The 20,095-nt window shown below is 64.9% G+C and carries 17 protein-coding genes, 1 pseudogene and 1 riboswitch; of the genes and pseudogenes, 6 read left to right on the top strand and 12 right to left on the bottom strand.

Annotation, left to right across the window (positions count from 1 at the left end; all coding sequences use genetic code 11):
- From H8A95_RS32480 to H8A95_RS32465, 4 genes and pseudogenes are all read left to right on the top strand, one after another.
- Nucleotides 1–182, top strand: a pseudogene (locus tag H8A95_RS32480) (peptide ABC transporter ATP-binding protein); the annotation flags it as partial.
- Between the two features lie 56 nt (nt 183–238).
- Entirely contained in the window at nt 239–1,729 is a 1,491-nt protein-coding gene (locus H8A95_RS32475; RefSeq protein WP_229186886.1) for an ABC transporter substrate-binding protein, read from the top strand.
- 419 nt (nt 1,730–2,148) lie between these two features.
- Nucleotides 2,149–3,858, top strand: a complete 1,710-nt coding sequence (locus H8A95_RS32470) for a pyrroloquinoline quinone-dependent dehydrogenase (protein WP_229186885.1) — start codon at nt 2,149–2,151, stop codon at nt 3,856–3,858.
- Between the two features lie 239 nt (nt 3,859–4,097).
- Entirely contained in the window at nt 4,098–4,664 is a 567-nt protein-coding gene (locus tag H8A95_RS32465) for a c-type cytochrome (protein ID WP_229186884.1), read from the top strand.
- Between the two features lie 130 nt (nt 4,665–4,794).
- Here the strand turns inward: H8A95_RS32465 and H8A95_RS32460 are convergent, their stop codons facing one another.
- The 3 genes from H8A95_RS32460 to bla form a co-directional block, all read right to left on the bottom strand.
- The gene (locus H8A95_RS32460) at nt 4,795–6,072 is read right to left on the bottom strand and encodes a serine hydroxymethyltransferase (RefSeq protein WP_229186883.1); all 1,278 of its coding nucleotides are present in this window, start codon (nt 6,070–6,072) and stop codon (nt 4,795–4,797) included.
- 34 nt (nt 6,073–6,106) lie between these two features.
- Nucleotides 6,107–6,192, bottom strand: a riboswitch (ZMP/ZTP riboswitch).
- Between the two features lie 83 nt (nt 6,193–6,275).
- A complete protein-coding gene (locus H8A95_RS32455; RefSeq protein WP_229186882.1) occupies nt 6,276–7,190 on the bottom strand; it encodes an ankyrin repeat domain-containing protein in 915 nt (304 codons plus the stop codon).
- Nucleotides 7,191–7,320: 130 nt separating this feature from the next.
- Nucleotides 7,321–8,238: a class A beta-lactamase gene (gene bla / locus H8A95_RS32450; RefSeq protein ID WP_229186881.1), complete on the bottom strand. Its 918-nt coding sequence runs from the start codon at nt 8,236–8,238 to the stop codon at nt 7,321–7,323.
- A 99-nt stretch (nt 8,239–8,337) separates the two neighbouring features.
- On the opposite strand from bla, the gene H8A95_RS32445 reads away from it, so the two are divergent.
- Nucleotides 8,338–9,312, top strand: a complete 975-nt coding sequence (locus H8A95_RS32445) for a LysR substrate-binding domain-containing protein (protein WP_229186880.1) — start codon at nt 8,338–8,340, stop codon at nt 9,310–9,312.
- A 169-nt stretch (nt 9,313–9,481) separates the two neighbouring features.
- Here H8A95_RS32445 and H8A95_RS32440 read toward each other — a convergent pair whose 3' ends face one another.
- From H8A95_RS32440 to H8A95_RS32415, 6 genes are all read right to left on the bottom strand, one after another.
- A complete protein-coding gene (locus tag H8A95_RS32440; protein ID WP_229186879.1) occupies nt 9,482–10,450 on the bottom strand; it encodes an ABC transporter ATP-binding protein in 969 nt (322 codons plus the stop codon).
- Nucleotides 10,447–11,427 carry an ABC transporter ATP-binding protein gene (locus H8A95_RS32435; RefSeq protein WP_229186887.1) on the bottom strand — a complete coding sequence of 327 codons (981 nt, stop codon included), beginning with the start codon at nt 11,425–11,427 and terminating at the stop codon, nt 10,447–10,449. The genes H8A95_RS32440 and H8A95_RS32435 overlap by 4 nt, the downstream gene beginning before the upstream one ends.
- Nucleotides 11,424–12,341, bottom strand: coding sequence for an ABC transporter permease (locus tag H8A95_RS32430; protein WP_229186878.1), 918 nt, complete (start codon nt 12,339–12,341; stop codon nt 11,424–11,426). Before H8A95_RS32430 ends, H8A95_RS32435 begins: the two co-directional genes overlap by 4 nt.
- On the bottom strand, nt 12,307–13,263 hold the full coding sequence (locus H8A95_RS32425; protein WP_229186877.1) for an ABC transporter permease: 957 nt from the start codon (nt 13,261–13,263) through the stop codon (nt 12,307–12,309). The genes H8A95_RS32430 and H8A95_RS32425 overlap by 35 nt, the downstream gene beginning before the upstream one ends.
- 248 nt (nt 13,264–13,511) lie before the next feature.
- Nucleotides 13,512–15,302 carry a peptide ABC transporter substrate-binding protein gene (locus H8A95_RS32420; protein ID WP_229186876.1) on the bottom strand — a complete coding sequence of 597 codons (1,791 nt, stop codon included), beginning with the start codon at nt 15,300–15,302 and terminating at the stop codon, nt 13,512–13,514.
- Nucleotides 15,303–15,696: 394 nt separating this feature from the next.
- Nucleotides 15,697–17,115, bottom strand: a complete 1,419-nt coding sequence (locus H8A95_RS32415; RefSeq protein WP_229186875.1) for a M20 family metallopeptidase — start codon at nt 17,113–17,115, stop codon at nt 15,697–15,699.
- 174 nt (nt 17,116–17,289) lie between these two features.
- Between H8A95_RS32415 and H8A95_RS32410 the strand changes: the two genes are divergently transcribed.
- The gene (locus tag H8A95_RS32410) at nt 17,290–18,651 is read left to right on the top strand and encodes a metallophosphoesterase family protein (RefSeq protein ID WP_229186874.1); all 1,362 of its coding nucleotides are present in this window, start codon (nt 17,290–17,292) and stop codon (nt 18,649–18,651) included.
- 23 nt (nt 18,652–18,674) lie between these two features.
- Here the strand turns inward: H8A95_RS32410 and H8A95_RS32405 are convergent, their stop codons facing one another.
- The 3 genes from H8A95_RS32405 to H8A95_RS32395 all read right to left on the bottom strand — a co-directional run.
- Complete coding sequence (locus H8A95_RS32405; RefSeq protein WP_229186873.1) at nt 18,675–18,887, bottom strand: hypothetical protein; 213 nt, start codon at nt 18,885–18,887, stop codon at nt 18,675–18,677.
- A gap of 342 nt (nt 18,888–19,229) precedes the next feature.
- On the bottom strand, nt 19,230–19,604 hold the full coding sequence (locus tag H8A95_RS32400) for a response regulator transcription factor (RefSeq protein WP_229186872.1): 375 nt from the start codon (nt 19,602–19,604) through the stop codon (nt 19,230–19,232).
- Nucleotides 19,601–20,095: S1C family serine protease (locus tag H8A95_RS32395; RefSeq protein WP_229186871.1), on the bottom strand; the 495-nt coding region annotated here is incomplete at its 5' end. The genes H8A95_RS32395 and H8A95_RS32400, both read right to left, overlap by 4 nt.

Here is a 20,095-nt window from a genome sequence, read left to right as displayed (position 1 = left end):
CGATCGGCTCGCAGGCGACGGCCGCGACCGGCTGCCCTTACGCGCCGCGCTGCCCTCTGGCCGATCGGCATTGTCGCGAGACCGCGCCTGCGCTACGCAGCGTAGGAGGCGCTCATCTGGCGGCCTGCCACCACGCCGAAGCCGTGATGGCGCTACCGCCTGTGGTCGCCGAGGCCGGTTAGTCCTGAGTGCGGGATAAACCTGGGTTGATCAAAGAACACGTCCGGGGAGCAGACCAATGTTGAGGAAATTGTGCGTCACTGCGGCAGTTGCCGCGCTCGCCGCAGCGCCGCTGCCGAGCCTCGCGCAGGGCAAGAAAGACAGCGTCGTGATGGGGATGACGCTGGAGCCGCCGGGGCTCGATCCCACCAACGCTGCGGCCGCGGCGATCGCCGAAGTCACGCTCTACAACGTCTATGAGACGCTGACCAAGATCAACGAGGACGGCTCGGTGTCGCCGCTGCTCGCCGAGAGCTGGCAGGCCTCGCCGGACCTCAAGACCTACACTTTCAAGCTGCGGAAGGGCGTCAAATTCCACAATGGCGAGCCGTTCGATTCCGCCGCCGTGAAGTTCACCTACGAACGCGCCGCGGCGCCGACCTCGACCAACAAGGACAGGAGCCTGTACCAGGCCTTCACGTCGGTGACGGCGCCTGATGCGGAGACCATCGTTATCGCGTTGAAATATTCCGAGCCGAACCTGCCGTTCCTGCTCGGCCAGGCGTCGGGCTCGATCGTCGAGCCGAAGAGCGCGCCGACCGATGCGACGCAGCCGGTCGGTACCGGGCCCTACACGCTCGGCAACTGGGCCAAGGGTTCGTCGATCACGCTGGTGAAATGGCCGGAGTATCGCAACGCTGCCGCGATCAAGCTTGCCAAGGTGACGATCCGCTTCATCGGCGATCCCGCCGCGCAGGTCGCGGCGCTGCTGTCAGGCGATGTCGACGCGTTTCCACGGGTTGCCGCGGCGCGCAGCCTGGCGCAATTCAAGGCCGATCCGCGCTTCAGCGTCCTGATCGGCGGCTCCAGGACCAAGACCATCGTCGGCATCAACGAGCGCAAGAAGCCGCTCGACGACGTCCGCGTTCGTCGCGCCATCCTGGCTGCGATCGACCGCAAGGCGATGATCGACGGCGCGGTCGACGGTTTCGGCACGCCGATCGGCAGCTTCTACACCCCGAGTTCGCTCGGCTATGTCGATACCACCGGCATCAATCCCTACGATCCCGAACTCGCCAAGAAGCTGCTGGCAGAGGCCGGCGTCAAGACGCCGCTCGAGCTCAGCCTCAAGCTGCCGCCGCCGTCCTACGCGCGGCAGGGCGGCGAGATCCTCGCAGCGCAGCTCGCCAAGGTCGGCATCATAGCCAAGATCGAGAATGTCGAATGGGCGCAGTGGCTCTCGCAGGTCTTCACTGGTCCGCACAATTACGACCTCACCATCGTTGCCCATGTCGAGCCGTTCGACCTCGTGAAGCTGACCGAACCGGACTACTATCTCGGCTACAAGTCCGAGGCGTTCAATGCACTCTACCAGCAGATCATGGCGTCGCCGGCCGAGGCCGACCGCGCCAAGCTGCTGGGCGACGCGCAGCGCATGCTGGCGACCGACGCGGTGGCCGGCTTCCTGTTTCAGCCGCAATTGATCACGATCGCCAGCAAGAAGCTGAAGGGCGTGTGGAAGGACGTGCCGCAGTTCGAGAATGATTTCTCGACCTGGTCCTGGGAGTAGTTGATCGCGTGCGGCGGAGGTCGACGGCCTCCGCCGGCGCTGCTCCTCGCCTGTTGCCGTCGCTTGACGCCTAGTCTCATTTTGCGTGCTGCGTTTGCGAAGGCGAATTCGTCCGGCAATGCGCGAAGGCGCCGGAAGCTCCCGATATCGCTTGGATTGCTGCCCGCCCGCGATCGCTGCATTTCGGACGCGCAAACGCATCCAGGTCCGGCTTCGCATTGAGCGCATCGATTGTCTTTGTGAAAGACGGCGCTAACATGGAACCCGTCCATCGGTGCCTGTCGTTGTCCTTTTTCAATTGTCTATTGCAGCGCAACCAACTCACGCAACGGTACGCGCTCGCTGCGGCGGTCGGGCCTCGAAGGGGAAGTAGCAAACGCCATCCCTAATATTGCAACCAAGAAATAACGGGGGAAGATATGCATGTGAAAGCGCTTGCGGCATTTGCCGCCGCGGTCGGCGTTGGCCTGTTGTCGGGCGCGGCCATCGCTCAGGAAGTCAAGCAGGAGAAGCAGTCGGTCCTTGGTAACGCCAATGTTTCGCCGGTGACCCAGGAGCAGCTCAACGCCGCTGACAGGAACAGCAAGGACTTCCTGCTCACCAACGGCAATTACGCCCAGACGCGGTTTTATCCGGGCAAGCAGATCGGCCGGGACAATGTGAAGAACCTGCACGTCGCCTGGATCTTCCAGACCGACGTCAAGGAATCGCTCGAGACATCGCCGATCGTCGTCGACGGCGTGATGTATGTGACGACATCGTTCAGCCATGTCTACGCGCTCGACGCCAAGAGCGGCCAGCAGCTCTGGCACTACGCCCACAAGATGGGCCCGATCACCGTCTATTGCTGCGGCCCCAACAATCGCGGCGTGCAGGTGCTCGGCGACCGGGTCTATCTGGCGACACTGGATTCCAAGCTGATAGCGCTCAATGCCAAGACCGGCGAGGTGGTCTGGACCACCAATATCGCCGATCCCGAGCTCGGCTACAGCGAGACGATGGCGCCGACCGTGGTCAAGGACAAGGTGCTGATCGGCACCAATGGCGGCGAGTACGGCATCCGCGGCTTCGTGCGTGCCTATGACGCCAAGACCGGCAAGCAGCTGTGGAATTTCAACACCATTCCGGAGAACTCGGTCGGCGTCTGGGCGACCAAGGACGCCACCGGCCGCGACATGCATCGCAATATCCAGGCCGAGAAGGACATGCTCGCCAAGATCGGCGATCCCTATGCCAAGCTCGGCGGTGGCGTGTGGCAGAACCCGTCGGTCGATCTCGCGACCAACCGGATCTACTTCGTCGTCGGCAATCCGTCACCCGACCTCGACGGCTCGAACCGGCCCGGCGACAACCTCTACACCAACTCGCTGGTCTCGCTCGATCTCGACACCGGCAAGTATGTCTGCCACTTCCAGTACATCGCCCATGACGTATGGGACCTCGACGCGGTCAGCCCGACGGTGCTGGTCAACGTCAAGGACAAGGACGGCAAGACGATTCCCGGCGTCATCCATGCCGGCAAGACCGGGCACATCTATGTGCACGATCGCAAGGACTGCAGCCTGATCCGCTTCTCCGAGGCGATGGTGCCGCAGGAGAACATGTGGGTGCTGCCGACCAAGGAAGGTGCGCGCATGTTGCCCGGCGCCAATGGCGGCGTCGAATGGTCGCCGATCGCGACCGATCCGGGACAGGAGCTGGCCTACGCCATCAACCTGCACCAGCCGATGCACTACCGTGTCGAGAGCTCGCCCTATCCGAACGGCAAGCTGTGGCTGGGTGGGGCCTTCACGGCAATCCCCGGTGAACAGCAGTCAGGCAACATCACCGCGGTAAACTACAACACCGGCAAGATCAAATGGCAGGTCAAGACACCCGAGCCCATGATCGGCGGCATTCTAGCTACCGCCGGTGGTCTGGTGTTCACCGGTGAAGGCAATGGCAAGTTCGCGGCCTATAATTCCTCCACGGGCAGGGAGCTGTGGAGCTTCCGGGCCGGCGCCGGCGTCAATGCGCCGCCGTCGAGCTACATGGTTGGCGGCAAGCAATATGTCGTGGTCGGCGCAGGCGGTAACACCCAGGTCGACTTCAAGCGTGGCAACAACATCATCGCCTTCACGCTCGACTGAGCCGAAGCGGGATGCATCATCACGCGTGCAAACATTGACGGCGAGGCGGGACCGGTTCGGTCCCGCTTCTGTTTTGTTCGGATGAAAAGTCCAGCCGCGTCATTGCGAGCGAAGCGAAGCAATCCATCGCGCCGCGTACGGAGGCATGGATTGCTTCGTCGCTTCAGCGCAAAATTGCCTTGCAATTTTGTCGCGAGCTCCTCGCAATGACGGGAGTCATAGTCTCTCGGGATCAACTGATGTTCGGTAAACTGATGATATGTGGCGCCGCCCTGTTGCTGTTTGCGGCCGAGGCGCGCGCGGAGACGATCGAGGAGAAGGTGCAGGCCTGCACCGGTTGCCACGGCGAGGACGGCAAGCCGGTCGACAAGACCATTCCGACGATCTGGGGCCAGCAGGCCGGCTATCTCTATATCCAGCTCCGCGATTTCAAGCGCGGCGATCGCAAGAGCGAGATCATGCAGCCGATCGCAACGCAGTTCGAGCGCGACGACATGCTGGCGATCGCGGAATATTTCTCGCAGAAGCCGTGGCCGGACCTCGGCCAGCCGCGCGCGCCCAAGGACGTGGCGGCAAAGGCGGTCAGTGCCAGCGCTTCGGTCGGCTGCCCGGCCTGCCATCTCGATCGCTTCCAGGGCGACGGTACGGTGCCGCGGCTTGCCGGGATGGGGCGGGATTATCTTGCCAAGACCATCGCCGATTTCCGCACCCGTGCGCGCGGCAACAATCCCGGCATGTCCGACCTGATGCTGGCGACCTCGCCCGACGACCTCGCCGCGCTGGTGGACTATCTGGCGGGGCTGTAGCGGCGGACAGGCGAAGCCTCACGCGAGCGCAGGGCTACCGCACATGCGTCTTTGGCGATCGAGGGTGGGCGCCGTCGCCTGACCCCGTTCTGCATATCTGCGCGTCAAGTTCCGGTTGCCGTACAATCGATCAGTTCGGTCGAGACCTGGACACCACGCCTGGAACAGGAAAGGCTCGGCACATCTCGATGCACTCCGACCTGATACGCGCGACGACCGCATCGTCTCCGTTCGCCTGCAGAGCCCCCGCAATGAACTCGGCGATACGGCGCATTTCGGGGTCTCCCATGCCACGCGTGGTCGCCGCCGGTGTCCCAAGGCGAATGCCGCTTGGCCTGAGCGGCGGGCGCGGATCGTCTGGAATAACCTGCTTGTTTGTGGCGATGGCGATGGCATCGAGCACGTCCTCGGCTGCTCGCCCGTCCGATCCGACGGACGCTACTGTATCGACGACCATCATGTGATTATCCGTCCCGTCCGTCACCAGTTTCATCCCGCGTTCCATCAACGCGCCGGCAAGAACCTTCGCGTTGTGCAGAACCTGCCGCGCGTAAACCTGGAAATCCGAGGTCGCCGCCTTCTTGAGCGTCACGGCAATCCCGGCCACGACGTTCATGTGAGGTCCGCCCTGCAAACCTGGAAAGACGGAAGCATCGATCCGACCGGCATTCTCCTTCCGGCACAGGATGATCCCGCCGCGGGGGCCGCGCAGTGTCTTGTGGGATGTCGTCGTCATGATGTCGAAGCCGGCATCAAGCGGATTGCGCATGACATTCGCGGCAACCAATCCGCCATAGTGGCTCACGTCAGCCATCGTGAGCGCGCCAACTTCGTCGGCGATATTCTTGAATGCCGCATAGTCCAGGTCGCGCGGATAGGAGCTGTAGCCGCACAACACCATCTTCGGACGCGCCTCACGTGCAATCGCGCGCAATTCGTCGAAATCGATCGCGCCGTTTGACGGAGCCGTCTTGTAGCGAACGAAGTTGAACAAGCGCCCCATGTGGGACACCGGCGCGCCGTGGGTGAGATGACCGCCGTGGGACAGGTCCATGGCGAGAATCGTGTCGCCGGGCTTCAATAGGCCGAGATAGACGGCCTGATTCATCGGTGATCCGGAAAGCGGCTGAACGTTGGCGTGCTCGGCACGAAAAAGCGAGCAGGCCCGCTGGCGTGCGAGGTTCTCGATGCTGTCGGTATACTGCTGGCCGCCGTAGTATCTGCGTCCCGGATATCCCTCGGAGTATTTATTGGTGAAGACCGATCCGAGCAGTTCAAGCACCTCCGGGTAGGTGTAATTCTCGGACGGAATCAGTTCGACGCCGTCCTGTTGACGGCGCTCTTCCCCTACGAGGGCGGCAGCGATCTCTTGATCGTTGATGGACAGTTCGTTGTGAAATGACGGCATGCTCGGGCTCCTCAACACGCTGTTTTTCCAGCAGATTGGTTGCCCAGGCGATCGGCGTTGGAACCCTTCGCGCTTCACCGTGGTCGATTCCACGTTAGCTCGCCAGTCGCGCGATAGGACGAATGAGCACGGAGACTCTTCGTAGAGGAGAATTTAGCCGACCTGCGGACCCTCCGCAACTAATGAGTCCATCGCGTCATGCTTCAGCGCGGCGTCAGCTCCTCGCGCAGCGCCGACAGGATGGTGAGATCGGCGGCGTGCTTGCCGGCCTTGTCGGCCAGCGCCGCATCGGCGCCATGGGCGAGCAGCGCCTTGGCAATCGCCGGATGGTTGCCCTCGGCGGCGATCATCAGCGCCGTGCGACCGCGGGCGTCGCGTTCGTCGACCCTGGCGCCTGCGTCGAGCAGATACGAGACGACCTCGAGCGCCTGAGCTTCCGGCACGGTCTCATCCGGGCCGGCGGCCCACATCAAGAGCGTGAGATCGTTGGCGTAACGCGCGTTGATGTCGATATCGCGCGCCAGCAGCTGCTTGACGATGCCGAGCTGACCGCCGGCCGCTGCATACACGACCGGCGGCTTGCCGGTATCGTCGGCCTTGCGGCCGTCGGCGCCGTGCGCCAGCAGCGTGCGCACCACCATGTCCCGGCCCGCATAGGCGGCGGCCGCAACCGGCGAGCCGCCGCTGTGCCCGGTGAGATTGACGTCGGCGCCGCGGTCGATCAGGCGCCGCACGATCGCGACATGGCCGCGCTCGGCGGCAAAATACAGGGCGGTCGATCCCGCGAGGTTCCGGGCATCGACCGGCGCACCGCGCGCAAGCAGCAGGTCGACCATGTCGAGATGGCCGGAGCGGGCGGCGTGGCTCAGCGGCCTGGCGCCGAGCCGGTCGCGCGCATCGACCGAGGCGCCATGATCGAGCAGATCGGTGGCGAGGTTGATGCAATCGGCGTTGGCGGCCGCGAACAAGGTCAGGGAGATCTCGACCGCACTGAGCTGGGCCTTGTCGGTCTCGTATTTGCGGATCAGTTCGCGGCACCGCGCCGGGTCGGTCGCAGCAAAGCTGCCGTGGATGTGGCCTGCAACAAACAGCGCGGCGAGGGCGATGCGGCGTACCAAGACGTGCTCCTCCGGATGGCCTGCCGAGCGCATCGCCATTCGGATCGAGCGTTGCATGATCCTTTGGTGCTGCCAAGTCACGCGGTCGCGCCGCGCGGCGATCTTGTGCCGCGCGGCGTTGTCGCTGCGGCTAGCCGGTCTGCCCGGTGCTCGCATTGGCAACGGCGCGCGCGACATTGGCGATCACATCGTTGCACTTCTCCATGGGTGCGCTCGCCCCGGTCAGGTAGACCGTCACCACGATCGGCTTGCGGCCCGGCGGCCAGAACACGCCGATATCGTTATAGGTGCCGCGCTCGCCGCTGCCGGTCTTGTCGCCGACCCGCCAGTCGCGCGGCACGCCGGCGCGCAGCCTTGCGTCGCCGGTCTTGTTGGCGACCATCCAGTCCACGAGCCTCTCGCGCGAACTGGCCTGCAGGACATCGCCGAGCACCACGCGTTGCAGATTCTTCAGCATCGCCACCGGGCTCGTGGTATCGCGCGGATCGCCCGGCACGGCTTCATTCAGAGCCACCTCCCAGCGATCCAGCCGGCTGACATTGTCGCCGACGGTGCGGAAGAAGCTGGTGAAGCCGGCAGGCCCGCCGATCTCGCGCAGCAGCAGGTTAGCGGCTGTATTGTCGCTCAGCGTGATGGCGGCCTCGCAGAGTTCGGACAGCGTCATGCTCGATCCGACGTGTTGCTTGGCCACCGGCGCGTAGGCCAAGATATCCTTGGCCTCAACCTGCACGCGCTGGTCGAGGCTGGATTCACCGCGGTCGACCCGGTGCAGCACGGCGGCCGAGGCCAGCGCCTTGAATGTGCTGCACATCGGGAACCGTTCGTCGCCGCGCCGGCTGGCGCGCAATCCCGTCTCCAGGTCGAGCGCGGCGACGCCGAGCCGGCCGGTGGTCGCCAACTCGATGCGCGCAAACTCCTGCTGCAGCCGTTGCGCCGCCTCGCTTGGCCCCGCAGCGGCGCTCTCGTCGGCCGCGGCGCTTGGCCGCGGCAGGGTGCAGGAAGCCGCAAGGCCCAGCGCGCGCAATCCAAATGTCCGTCTCGTCAGCATGTCTCGTCTCCGTTGGCGGCGCGAACCTGCCGGGCGGCGTGACGGCGCACAAACTATCATTTATACAGTGAGGCATGAGAAAAACTTGGTCATGACGCCGTGCGCCGGCACCTCCCGCTGAACGCATTACGTGCCTTCGAGGCTTCCGCGCGACTGTTGAGCTTCACCCGCGCGGGCATGGAGCTGCGCGTGACGCAGACCGCGATCAGCCATCAGGTGAAGCAGCTCGAGGATACGCTTGGTGCGAGCCTGTTCCGCCGTCTGCCGCGCGGGCTCGTGCTCACCGACGAGGGGCTGGCGCTGCTACCGGTGCTGTCAGATGCGCTCGACCGGATCGGGGCCGCGATCGACCGCATCGAGGCCAAGGGCACGCGCGAGGTCGTCACCGTCGGCTGCGTCACGACCTTTGCAACCGGATGGCTGCTGCAACGGGTCGACCGTTTCAAGCACGCGCATCCCTATATCGACCTGCGTCTGCTCACCAACAACAACCGCGTCGACATCGCGGGCGACGGGCTCGATCTGGCGCTGCGCTTCGGCGACGGCTCGTGGCACGGCACCGAGGCGATCCATCTGTTGTCCGCGCCGCTCTCGCCGGTGTGCTGCCCCGATGTCGCAGGCCGGCTGCGCAAGCCGTCCGACCTCGCGCAGGAATTTTTGCTGCGCTCCTACCGCGCCGAGGAATGGCCGCTGTGGTTTGCGGTGGCCGGCGCGCCGTGTCCAAAGATCCAGGGGCCGATCTTCGACAGTTCGGTCGCGATGGCTGAGGCCGCCGCGCGCGGCGTCGGCGTCGGGCTGGTGCCGATCGCGATGTTCAACAACGAGCTGGCCTCCGGCCGGCTCAAGCGGCCATTCGCGGCGGAGGTCCCGGCGGGTTCCTATTGGCTGACCTGGCTGAAGTCGCGCGAGGTGACGCCGGGCATGCGCGCGTTTCGTGATTGGCTGCTTGAGACGTTGCGGGCGGAGGTGAGTGAGAGCGAGGCGAGGGCGGTGGAGGGCGCGCCGATTGCGCGGCGCAAGCCGACAGCTAAAGCAAATGCCAAGACGAAGATTGTGAAGAGGCGCCGGCGCTGATCTTCGAGCAGCGCTCTCTTACACCGTCATCCTGAGGACCGCGAAGCGGCGTCTCGAAGGATGCACGGCCACCAGCGGGCCGTCGACCCTTCGAGACGCGCTACGCGCTCCTCAGGGTGACGGCGAGGGAGTGGGGCGCGCCGACAGACCGACCGTCGCAGGGTACGCCCTAAGCCAGATGGCACGCCACCGAATGCCCGTTGCTGCCTTCGCGCAGCTCCGGCGCGGCCTGCCGGCAGCGCTCTTCGGCGATCGGGCAGCGGGTGTGGAAGTGGCAGCCCTGCGGCGGATTCATCGGGCTCGGCACGTCGCCTTTCAAGCGGATGCGGTCGCGCTTCGCCTTGGGGTCGGCCACCGGCACTGCCGAGAGCAGCGCCTTGGTGTAGGGATGCTGCGGATTGCGGTAGAGGTCGCTGGCCTTGGCGAGCTCGACGATGCGGCCGAGATACATCACGGCGACGCGGTCGGAGATGTGCTCCACGACCGACAGATCGTGGGCGACGAACAGATAGGTCAGGTTCAGCTCGGCCTGCAGATCTTCCAGCAGGTTGATGACCTGGGCCTGGATCGAGACGTCGAGCGCCGAGACCGGCTCATCGCACACGATCAGCTTCGGCTCCAGCGTCAGCGCGCGGGCGATCGCGATGCGCTGGCGCTGTCCACCGGAGAATTCATGCGGATAGCGCCGCATGTGCTCGGCCTTCAGCCCGACCTTGACCAGGAGATTGGCGACGCGGTCCTCGCGCTCGCTGGCTGAGCTGACGAGGTTGTGGATGATGAAGGGCTCGCCGAGGATCGCGCCGACCGTCATGCGCGGATTGAGCGAGGCGAACGGGTCTTGAAACACCAGCTGCATGTTGCGCCGCATGGCGCGCAGGTCGCCGCCACCGAGGCCCGTGACGCTCTGGCCGTCGAATACGACTTCGCCCGAGGTCGGCTCGATCAGGCGCAGCACGCAGCGGCCGGTGGTCGACTTGCCGCAGCCGGATTCGCCGACCAGTCCCAGCGTCTCGCCGCGGTTGACCGAGAACGACACGCCATCGACCGCATAGACCTGGCCGACCTCGCGCGACAGCAGGCCGCCCAGAACCGGAAAGTGCTTCTTCAGATTGCTGACGCGCAGCAGCGGCTCGCTCATGACGCGTCTCCGAGGTGGCAGGCCATGCGATGTCCGGGCGCGATCTCGCGGAGCCGCGGCTCCCTTTCGGTGCAGATGCTCATGGCGAATTTGCAGCGCGGCGCGAAGCGGCAGCCGGGCGGTGGATTGATCAGGATCGGCACCGAGCCGCCGATCGCCTCCAGCCGGGTCTTGTGCTCGGCGTCGAGATCGATGCGCGGGATCGAACGGATCAGGCCCTGGGTGTAGGGATGGCGCGGGTTGCCGAACAACTCGTCGACCGGTGCCTCTTCCACCACCTTGCCGGCATACATCACGACGACGCGCTGCGCGGTCTCCGCGACCACGCCCATCGCGTGCGTGATCAGCATCACCGCCATGCCGAAGCGCTCTTTCATGTCCTGCAAGAGGTCGAGGATCTGCGCCTGGATGGTGACGTCGAGCGCAGTGGTCGGCTCGTCGGCGATCACGAGCTTGGGCCGGCAGGCCAGTGCCATCGCGATCATCACGCGCTGGCGCATGCCGCCGGAGAACTGGTGCGGGTAATGATGCACGCGGCCCGCGGCATTGGGGATCTGCACCAGCTTCAGCATCTCGATGGTGCGCTCGAGCGCCTGCTTCTTGGTCACGGCCTCGTGGCGGCGCAGGCTCTCGGCGATCTGCTCGCCGATCGTCAGCACCGGGTTGAGCGAGGTCATCGGCTCCTGGAAGATGAAGCCGATCTCCTTGGCCCTGATGTCGTCGAGCTGATGGCTGGTCAGCGGCACGAGGTCGCGGCCCTCGAACATGATCTCGCCTTCGACGATCCTGCCCGGCGGCATCGCGATCAGCTTCAGGATCGACATCGCGGTGACGGTCTTGCCGCAGCCGGATTCGCCGACCACGCACAGCGTCTCGCCCCGGTTGATGCTGATGTCGACGCCGTCGACGGCCTGGAGAATGCCGGCGTCGGTGGTGAAATGGGTTTTCAGGCCCTTGATGTCGAGCAGCGCCATCAGATCACCTTGCGGGCGTCGAGCGCGTCGCGCAGCCCGTCGCCGATGAAGTTGATGGCGACCACCGCGATGAAGATCGCGCCGCCGGGGAACAGCGCCCAATGCGGGCCGATGTCGAGAAAGTCCTTGGCGTCATAGAGGATGCGGCCCCAGGTCGGCGTATCCGGCGGGAAGCCGAGGCCGAGGAACGAGAGTGTCGATTCCGCGATGATCGCGGCGGCCACGTCGATCGTTCCGGCGATGATCACCGGACCAAGTGCATTGGGCAGGATGTGGCGGACGACCTGGCGCACCGGGCTTGCGCCGAGCGCACGCGCCGCCTCGACGAATTCCTTCTCGCGCAGCGAGAGGAACTGGGCGCGCACCAGGCGGGCGACCGGCATCCAGCGCAAGCCGCCGATCACAAGCACGATCAGGATGAAGATGCCGCCCTCCGGGCCGAACACGGCCTTCAGGCCGTCGCGGAACAGATAGATCAGCATCAAGAGCAGCGGCAGTTGCGGCAGCGACAGGAACAGGTCGGTGAGCCACATCAGCGCGTAGCCGAGTGCGCCGCGCGACATGCCGGCGAGCGCGCCGACCAGCGTGCCGACGAACACCGAGACCAGCATCGCGGCGAGGCCCACCGCAAGCGAGATGCGGCCGCCATAGATCATGCGGGCGAGCAGGTCCTGGCCGAGATCGTCGGTGCCGAACGGATGCGCCAGCGACGGGCCCTGCATGCCCGCCAGCACGTCGATGTCGCTGATCGAGACGCGCCAGACGAACGGGCCGATCACGACGGCCGCGATCAGAAGCAGCAGCAGCACGGCGCTGACCACGGCCGGCTTGTGCCGGCGGTAGCGCCGCCAGGTTTCGCGCAGGGGCGAATAACCGCGCCGCTCAGCGGAAGGAGATGCGAGGGTCAAGCCAGCCATAGAGGACATCTGCGATCAGGTTGAACAGCACCACGAGACACGCGAAGACGAAGGTCACGGCCATCACGACCGGCGTATCATTGGCGAGGATGGAGGAAATCAGCAGCGAGCCGATGCCGGGAATCCGGAAGATCTGCTCGGTGACGATGGCGCCGCCGAACACGGCGGGCACTTGCAGTGCAACGAGCGTGACAACCGGGATCATCGCATTGCGCATCACGTGCTTGACGATCACCTTGGCCTGCCCGAGCCCCTTGGCACGGGCGGTTGTGACATAGTCGAGCCGGATCACGTCGAGCATCGCCGAGCGTACGAAGCGGGTCATCGACGCCGCCTGGAACAGGCCGAGCACCATCACCGGCATGATGGCCTGCCGGATCATCTCCAGCGCCCATTTGATCCCGCTGCCCGGCACCTCGGTGTAGACGAAGGGCAGCCAATCCAGCTTCACCGAGAACACCAGGATGAACAGGATGCCGGTGAAGAAGGTCGGCAGCGAGAAGCCGATGAAGGCGAAGGTGTTGGCGAGCTGGTCGAAGATCGAATAGGGCCGGGTGGCGGCATAGACGCCGACCGGGATCGCGATCAGGAGCGCCAGCAGCTGTGATGAGCCGACCACGTAGAGCGTGGTCGGCAGCCGCTGCAGGATCAGTGTGTCGACATCGATCCGGCTGACAAAGGAGAAGCCCCAGTCGCCCTGCGCCATCGCTGCGAGCCAATGCAGGTAGCGGAGATAGATCGGGTCATCGAGGCCGAACTTGGCACGCAACGCAGCCTGTACTTCGGGCGGCACGTTCGGATTGGTCGCGAGCTCGCTGAACGGATCGCCCGGCGCGAGTGCCAGCACGACGAATAGGACGAGCGAGATTCCGAGCAGGCTCGGAATCGCGATCATCAGACGGCGCAGGATATATTGACTCATAGAGAGATCATCTAACTAACGCTCGCACCTTGAGCATGTTGATTTTGCTTCCGATCGAAAGGCGAGCTTCACCTCGCCCCGCGTGCGGCGAGAGGTCGGAATTCAAGTACGGCTTGAATTCCGGGTGAGGGGGACTCTCCACGAACGCATCTCTCACGGTATTGCGGCTAGAGCCCCTCACCCCGGCCCTCTAGGAGTGAGCTCCGCTCATCTCGACCCCGTAAGAACGGGGAGAGGGAGAAGATGTCTCAGGTTTCACGATACCAGTCTTGCAGATTGTCGGTTTGGTTGGCCCAGCCGGAGAGCGCGGGCCGCACCGTGTTGGAGCAGGCTTCCACCGCGAGGCGATGCATCACCGGGATCACCACCGTGTCCTGCCACATCAGGTCGTTGCACTTGATGTAAAGGTCCGCGCGCTTGATCGGGTCGATCTCGGTGTCGGCGGCGTCGATCGCGGCGTCGAAATCCTTGTTGACCCAGCGCGTGAAGTTTTGCCCCTGCCACTTGTTCTCCTTGGTGGCGACGTTGCGCGAATGATAGCGGCGCATGTGCAGGGCCGGATCGGGTTGCGTCATCGGGATCTGGAACATCTCGATGTCGGCGTAGAACTTGGAATAGGTGTCGGGGTTGGCGACGTCGGAGGAGAAGAACACCGAGGCCACCACCGATTTCAGCTCGACGTCGATGCCGGCCTTCTGACAGGCCTGCTTGACGATCGCCTGGGTCTTCTGCCGCGGGCCGTTGATCGAGGTCTGGTAGAGCAGCTTCAGCTTCTTGCCGTCCTTCTCGCGGATGCCGTCGGAGCCGGCCTTCCAGCCGGCCTGCTCAAGCAGCGCGCTCGCCTTCTCGATCGAGAACTCCCATTTGGTGTTCTTGGAGACGAACTCCTCGGGGCCGTTGAGATAGTTGGCGGTGGCGCGGCCGGCACGGCCGTAGATCGCCTTCTTGACGGACTCGCGGTCGACCAGCAGCGCTAGGGCCTTGCGCACCGCCGGATCCGACAGGATCGGATGCTTGGTCTTGATCGACGAGCGTTCGCCGTCGACCTCGGTGTTCGGGTCGGTGAAGTTGATGGCGATGAACTCGATGTCGCCGCCGACGGCATAGAGTGTCTTGCCCTTGCCGCCCTTTTCGAGCCGCAGCAGCACCTCGTCCTCGACCTGGATGTTCCAGGCGAAATCATATTCGCCGGTCTGGATCACGGCGCGCGCCGCCGACACCGCGTCGCCGCCGCCCTTCATCTCGACCGTGTCGAAATAGGGCCGGTTCGGCATGTGGTAATCGGGATTGATCTCGCCGCGGATCAAGTCGCCCGGCTTGAACTCGACGAACTTGTAGGGGCTGGTGCCGACCGGCTTCAGGTTGTTCGGCGCCTCGCGCGACTTGCTGCCCTTGTACTCGGCGAACAGATGTTTGGGGATGATGCAGCCATAGGCGCCGACGAAGGCGTTGGCCCAGAACGGCGTCGGATCCTTGAACTTGATGCGGATGGTGAGGTCGTCGACCTTCTCCACGGTCATTCCGGAATAGGTGCCGCTCGAAACGGCTGCGGTCGCGGGATCGCTGGCGTACTCCCAGTTGAACACGACGTCGTCGGCGGTGAAGGGTTTGCCGTCGTGCCATTTGACGCCCGGTTTGAGTTTCCAGACCACCGTCTTGGCATCGGCGGAGAGCCCGCCGTTCTGGATCGAGGGGATTTCCGCGGCGAGGATCGGGTTGAGATGGCCGTCGACGTCCCAGCTTGCGAGCGGTTCGTAGAATAGCCGCGAGCCGTCCTGGTCCTTGGTGCCGGTGGCGAAGTGCGGATTGAGCAGGGTCGGGCCTTGCCACCACAGCAGCTTCAGCGGACCGCCGCCGCCGCGCTTGGTCGGCTTGTACGGGTTCGGGCTCTGCGCCATCGCGACGCCGCCGATCGCCAGAATCTGGTTCGCCATCGGCGCGGTGAGGCCGACGGCAATCATTCGCTTGACGAAGCCGCGGCGGTCCATCCGGCCGTCCTTCACGTCGTCAATCATGCCTCTCAGATTCTTGTCGAACATAGTCCCCTCGGTCCGGCTCACGTGTGATTGCGGCGGGCCTTGGAACCGGCCGCCGTTCTGGCGGCAGATGGCACACCGAATGACCGCGAAGGTCAACGTCCGGTTTGACTCCACCTATAGGTCTTTTGGCTATCGCTTGTGCAGAAGTTGTCCGGGCCGCACATCGGTTCGGCATTTCGGCGCGAATGTCCGTCTACGCGCGCCTCGCAGTGCGGAAAATTTGTTCGTCATCCTTTGTTCTGAGATGCTTTTTTGTCACGCAACCACGATTTCGAGCGAACCGGCTGCCGGCTCGCGCGAAGAAACCGCGTCAGACAAAAATCCAGGGCCCCGTTCCGATCCAATCGGAGCGGGGCCCTGGCCGGACTTCGTTTCAAGGTGGTGGCCTCGCCCCTCAGGCGACCGACATGTCCAACGGCGGTGCAACATTCGCCGGCAGCGGACTGACATAGGGCGTCCGGGTGGTGCGCTTCTTGAGGTCGGCCTTGGCGGCGGCAATCAGCTCCGGCTCCATCAGCGCCTTGACGCCCAATCCAGCCATCGCCTTGGCGGCCTGCACCATTGCCTTGTGCGCGGCCGGCGTCTTGCCCTGCGCCACCACCTGCCAGGTGTGGAACGGCGTGCCGATCGCAACCGTCGGTGCGTGGACCTGCACGGTCGGCACCACCCAGCTGACGTCGCCGACATCGGTCGAGCCGATCAGCGGGTTGCGCTTGGCGTCGATCGGCACCAGGAAATCGGCCAGCGGCCGGTCGGTCGGTTCCATGCCGATCGCGTAGTAGACCGAGGCGATGTCCTTGTCGGTCAGGGTCGCGCGGATCTTGCCGGCAAAGTCCTTGTCGGCATCGTCGAAATGCGGCGGGCCGAGATCTTCCATGATCCGGTGCAGCGTCTCTTCGAGCGGCGTGTTGGGCAGGATGTTGGAGACCGCGGAGATGATCTTCATCTCCACCTTGGTCTCGGTCATCAGCGCTGCACCCTGGGCGATCTTGTGCACACGCTCGACCAGCTCGTTCATGCCGGGGAGATCGCGGGCGCGGATCGAATAGCGCACGCGGGCATGGGCCTGCACCACGTTGGGCGCGATGCCGCCGGTGTCGAGCAGCGCGTAATGCACGCGCGCATCGCTCGGCATGTGCTCACGCATGTAGTTGACGCCGACATTCATCAATTCGACCGCGTCGAGTGCGCTGCGGCCGAGATGCGGCGAGGCCGCCGCATGCGAGGTCCGCCCGGTGAAGATGAAATCGGCGCGGGTGTTGGCGAGCGACGGCGTCACCGCCACTTCCCAGAAACTGTGCGGATGCCAGGTGATGGCGATGTCGGCATCCTCGAAGGCGCCACAACGCACCATGAACGCCTTTGCCGCGCCGCCTTCCTCGGCGGGGCAGCCGTAATAGCGCACCCGGCCCGGCACCTTGTTGGCGGCGAGCCAGTCCTTCACCGCGGTGGCGGCAAGCAGGGCTGACGAGCCGAGCAGATTGTGGCCGCAGCCATGGCCGTGGCCGCCGGTCTCGACGGGACGATGTTCGGCGATGCCCGCCTCCTGGCTGAGACCGGGCAGGGCGTCATATTCGCCGAGGAAGGCGATTACGGGTCCGCCTTCGCCCCATTCGCCCATCACCGCGGTCGGAATGTCGGCGAGGTTCTCGGTGATGCGGAAACCCTGGTGGCGCAGCTCGGCCAGATGTTCGGCGGATGAGCGCGCCTCGGTGTAGCAGACCTCGGGCATTGCCCAGACCCGGTCGCTCAATTCGATGAAACGCGGCTTGATCGTGTCGACGCCGCGCCAAACATCACTACGGTTGTCCATTTGCTCCGATCCTCGAGTAAGGCAATCTGAAGCGCAAAAGGCTAGCAGCTTGGCACGCTGCCGCCTAGCGCGTGCCGGCAGACCAGCGTTTCCGAAAGTCACGTCTTGGTGTGGTTTGCTCTCGATTGTGGCATGGTCGTCGCATGACGCGCCCCCTCACGATACGATCCGGCCATGAATGATCGAATCCCGTCTCTCTTGCCGGCGAATCCGGGCCATCAGTTTGTGGTCTATGCCGACGCCTGCTCGGGTGTGCCCGACGCGCTGCATGAGCGAACCTTCGCCTCGGTGAACAATGTGGTGCGCCGGCTGCATCCTGCGCCCGAATTCATCCTCTTCCCCGGCGACGAGATCATCGGCCTCACCACCGACGCCGACGCGCTGCGCGCCCAGTGGCGGCATTGGTTCGAGGTCGAGATGGCCTGGCTCGACCGGCGCGTGGTGCCGCTGTGGCACACGACCGGCAACCACACCACCTATGACGAGATGAGCGAGGCGGTGTTTCGCGAGGTGCTGAAGCTGCCGCACAACGGGCCGCCCGGTCAGCAAGGCCTGTCCTACTGGGTTCGCCGCGACGATCTCGTGTTGGTGTTCGTGCACACGTTGTGGAGCGGCCTCGGCGGCGAGGGGCATGTCGAGACCGACTGGCTGCAAGCGGTGCTCGAACAGCACAAGGACGCCAGGCACAAGCTCGTGCTCGGCCATCATCCCGTCTACCCCATCAACGGCTTCAGCGGCAGCTATCAGCGCGAGATCGGCCACGAATACAGCGCGCGGTTCTGGGATATCCTGGTCCGTGCCGATGTCACCGCCTATCTGTGCAGCCACATCCTCGCATTCGACGTTCAGGTCCATCGCGGCGTGCTGCAGATCTGTACGGCGGGCGCCGGCACTGCGCATCGGATGCCCGACGGCGTCGAGTATCTGCATTGCGTGCAGGCCGCGCTCGATCAGCACGGCCTCCGCTATCAGGTGCTCGATACCGAAGGCGTCGTGCGCGAGCAACTGGCATGGCCGTTGCCGGCCCTCGACCCCACCGCGTGGGCGCCATTGCCGCGTGGGATCAGCCTTGCGCCATTGTCGGGGACGCCGGCATCCGGGACGGTCGTCGCCCTGAAATTGTCGGGCCGGACGGCTGCGGGAACCGCCGCGCCGCAAACCCTGCTCTGCACGCCTGCGCCTGACGTGATCGCACCGCTCTGGCTTGGACTGCGCGGGCCGAACCAGACGCTCACCTTGATCCTCGGGCGTGAGCGCGGGCGCAGTCCGCATTACTGGGTCGGTCCCGATCTCGGCGCTGGCAGCGATTTCGACCTCGACATCGCGCTCTATCCGGATATGGGACCGGGCGGCGTGCTGTGGCGACGCAGCGGCGATGCGCGCTGGACTTCGTTCACGGCGATATCGGCGACCGGGCTCGAGCGGTTGTCTTGGCCGGCCAATTGGTGCGTCGGCCACGGCGAGGGCGGGCCCGAGGACAAGCGCTATGCCGGGCAACGGCTCGACGTCGCTGCGTCCGTCATCGCTTCGGCTTGAACGAAGGCGGGGGCGACGAAACCCTAGTCAGGTTCTTGCGGCTTCGTCCGCTCGGCACTCTTCAGCTCGCGATCGATCAGCGTACAGACCCGGCGCTGCGCCAGCAGGCCGAGCCTGGCGCGTGTGGTACCGCGCTTGACGTTTCCGTTTATTTCGAATGACCAGCTCCAGAGGTCGGGTTCGGTGTTGGTGAGCGTGTATTGAATATTCCGATGACGATCGATCAGCTTCTTCATGCCGTTTCTTTTTGGTGGCTGACGATTGCATAGCCAGATCGAAGCGGCGTCTGTATCCGGACGATTACTTACGCATTTGGTCTAACGCCGGTTCGTATGGCGGAATTCTCGCAAAGCCCGGGCAGATCATGCCGCGAAAATGCGAGCTGTGACTCACAGATGGCCAAACACTCACTGTCGTCCCGGGCAAGCGCAGCGCGACCCGGGACCCATAACCACAGGGTGCAGTTATTGTGCAACGCCGTGGCCGCAGCGAATTCCGTTACACAAGGCGGTGGTTATGGGACCCTGCTTTCGCAGGGACGACGCGAGGAGAAACCTCGACGGCCGGCAGCCCACCCCTCACAAATTGATCACCCCGCGTCGCGCCGCATGTGCGACGGCGTCGGTGCGGCCGGTGGCGTCGAGCTTGTCGAGCAGGGAGCCGACATGAAACTTGGCGGTGTGGACGGAAATTCCGAGCCGCTGCGCGATCATCTTGTTGGATGCGCCCTCGGCGAGCAGCGCCAGCACGTCGAGCTCGCGCGGCGTCAGCTCGAAATCGCCGGCAGCTGCGGCCTCCCGGTTGCGTGCGACGATCGCAGCCGCCGCCTGCTCGCCCGGCGCGGCAAGCCGCAGGCCGGCGACGCTGCCAAGCAACGTCGCCAGCCGGTCGGCGAGCACGGGATCGTCGATCTCGAGTGCGATGACGATGTCGGGGGCAGGCTCATCACTCACGTTTCAGGCCTCTCGCCGACTGTCACCTTGAAGCTCAACGGCTCGCCGCCGCGATGGACCGTGAGGTCGACGACGCTGCCGACGCTCTGCGGTCCGAGGCCGCGCGACAGCGCCCGCACGCCCGACAGTTTCTCGCCGTTGACCGCAATGATCACGTCGCCCTGGCGGATGCCGGCACTGGCCGACGGGCCGGCCTTGTCGATGTTCATCACCATCGCGCCGATGCCGTCGTCGAGACGGACCGGCTGCAGCCCGACGCCGAGATATCCGCGCGCGATGCGGCCGCTCTTCTCGAGCTGGGCTGCGACCCGCTCGATGGTGGCGGCAGGAATTGTCAGCACGCGGCGCGGACCGAGCACGGCCATGCCGAACGCTTCGCCCGCGGCGTTCAGCGCCAGCCCGCCTTGCTGGCTGTGCCGCAGCCGGACGTCGAGCTCGATCCGTGCGTCGATCTCGCCGCCGCGCAGGCTGCGCCAGGCTGGGCCCGACAG

It is taken from the genome of Bradyrhizobium oropedii (assembly GCF_020889685.1).
In the GTDB taxonomy this organism is placed as follows: domain Bacteria; phylum Pseudomonadota; class Alphaproteobacteria; order Rhizobiales; family Xanthobacteraceae; genus Bradyrhizobium; species Bradyrhizobium oropedii.
Note: the sequence above shows the minus strand (reverse complement) of the source record. Positions and strands in the feature narration are given on the sequence as shown.

Coding starts and splice junctions, on each gene's coding strand:
- H8A95_RS32475 (WP_229186886.1), top strand. CDS start 239: ATGTTGAGGAAATTGTGCGTCACTGCGGCAGTTGCCGCGCTCGCCGCA.
- H8A95_RS32470 (WP_229186885.1), top strand. CDS start 2,149: ATGCATGTGAAAGCGCTTGCGGCATTTGCCGCCGCGGTCGGCGTTGGC.
- H8A95_RS32465 (WP_229186884.1), top strand. CDS start 4,098: ATGTTCGGTAAACTGATGATATGTGGCGCCGCCCTGTTGCTGTTTGCG.
- H8A95_RS32460 (WP_229186883.1), bottom strand. CDS start 6,072: ATGCCGTCATTTCACAACGAACTGTCCATCAACGATCAAGAGATCGCT.
- bla (WP_229186881.1), bottom strand. CDS start 8,238: ATGCTGACGAGACGGACATTTGGATTGCGCGCGCTGGGCCTTGCGGCT.
- H8A95_RS32440 (WP_229186879.1), bottom strand. CDS start 10,450: ATGAGCGAGCCGCTGCTGCGCGTCAGCAATCTGAAGAAGCACTTTCCG.
- H8A95_RS32430 (WP_229186878.1), bottom strand. CDS start 12,341: ATGGCTGGCTTGACCCTCGCATCTCCTTCCGCTGAGCGGCGCGGTTAT.
- H8A95_RS32425 (WP_229186877.1), bottom strand. CDS start 13,263: ATGAGTCAATATATCCTGCGCCGTCTGATGATCGCGATTCCGAGCCTG.
- H8A95_RS32420 (WP_229186876.1), bottom strand. CDS start 15,302: ATGTTCGACAAGAATCTGAGAGGCATGATTGACGACGTGAAGGACGGC.
- H8A95_RS32415 (WP_229186875.1), bottom strand. CDS start 17,115: ATGGACAACCGTAGTGATGTTTGGCGCGGCGTCGACACGATCAAGCCG.
- H8A95_RS32410 (WP_229186874.1), top strand. CDS start 17,290: ATGAATGATCGAATCCCGTCTCTCTTGCCGGCGAATCCGGGCCATCAG.
- H8A95_RS32405 (WP_229186873.1), bottom strand. CDS start 18,887: ATGAAGAAGCTGATCGATCGTCATCGGAATATTCAATACACGCTCACC.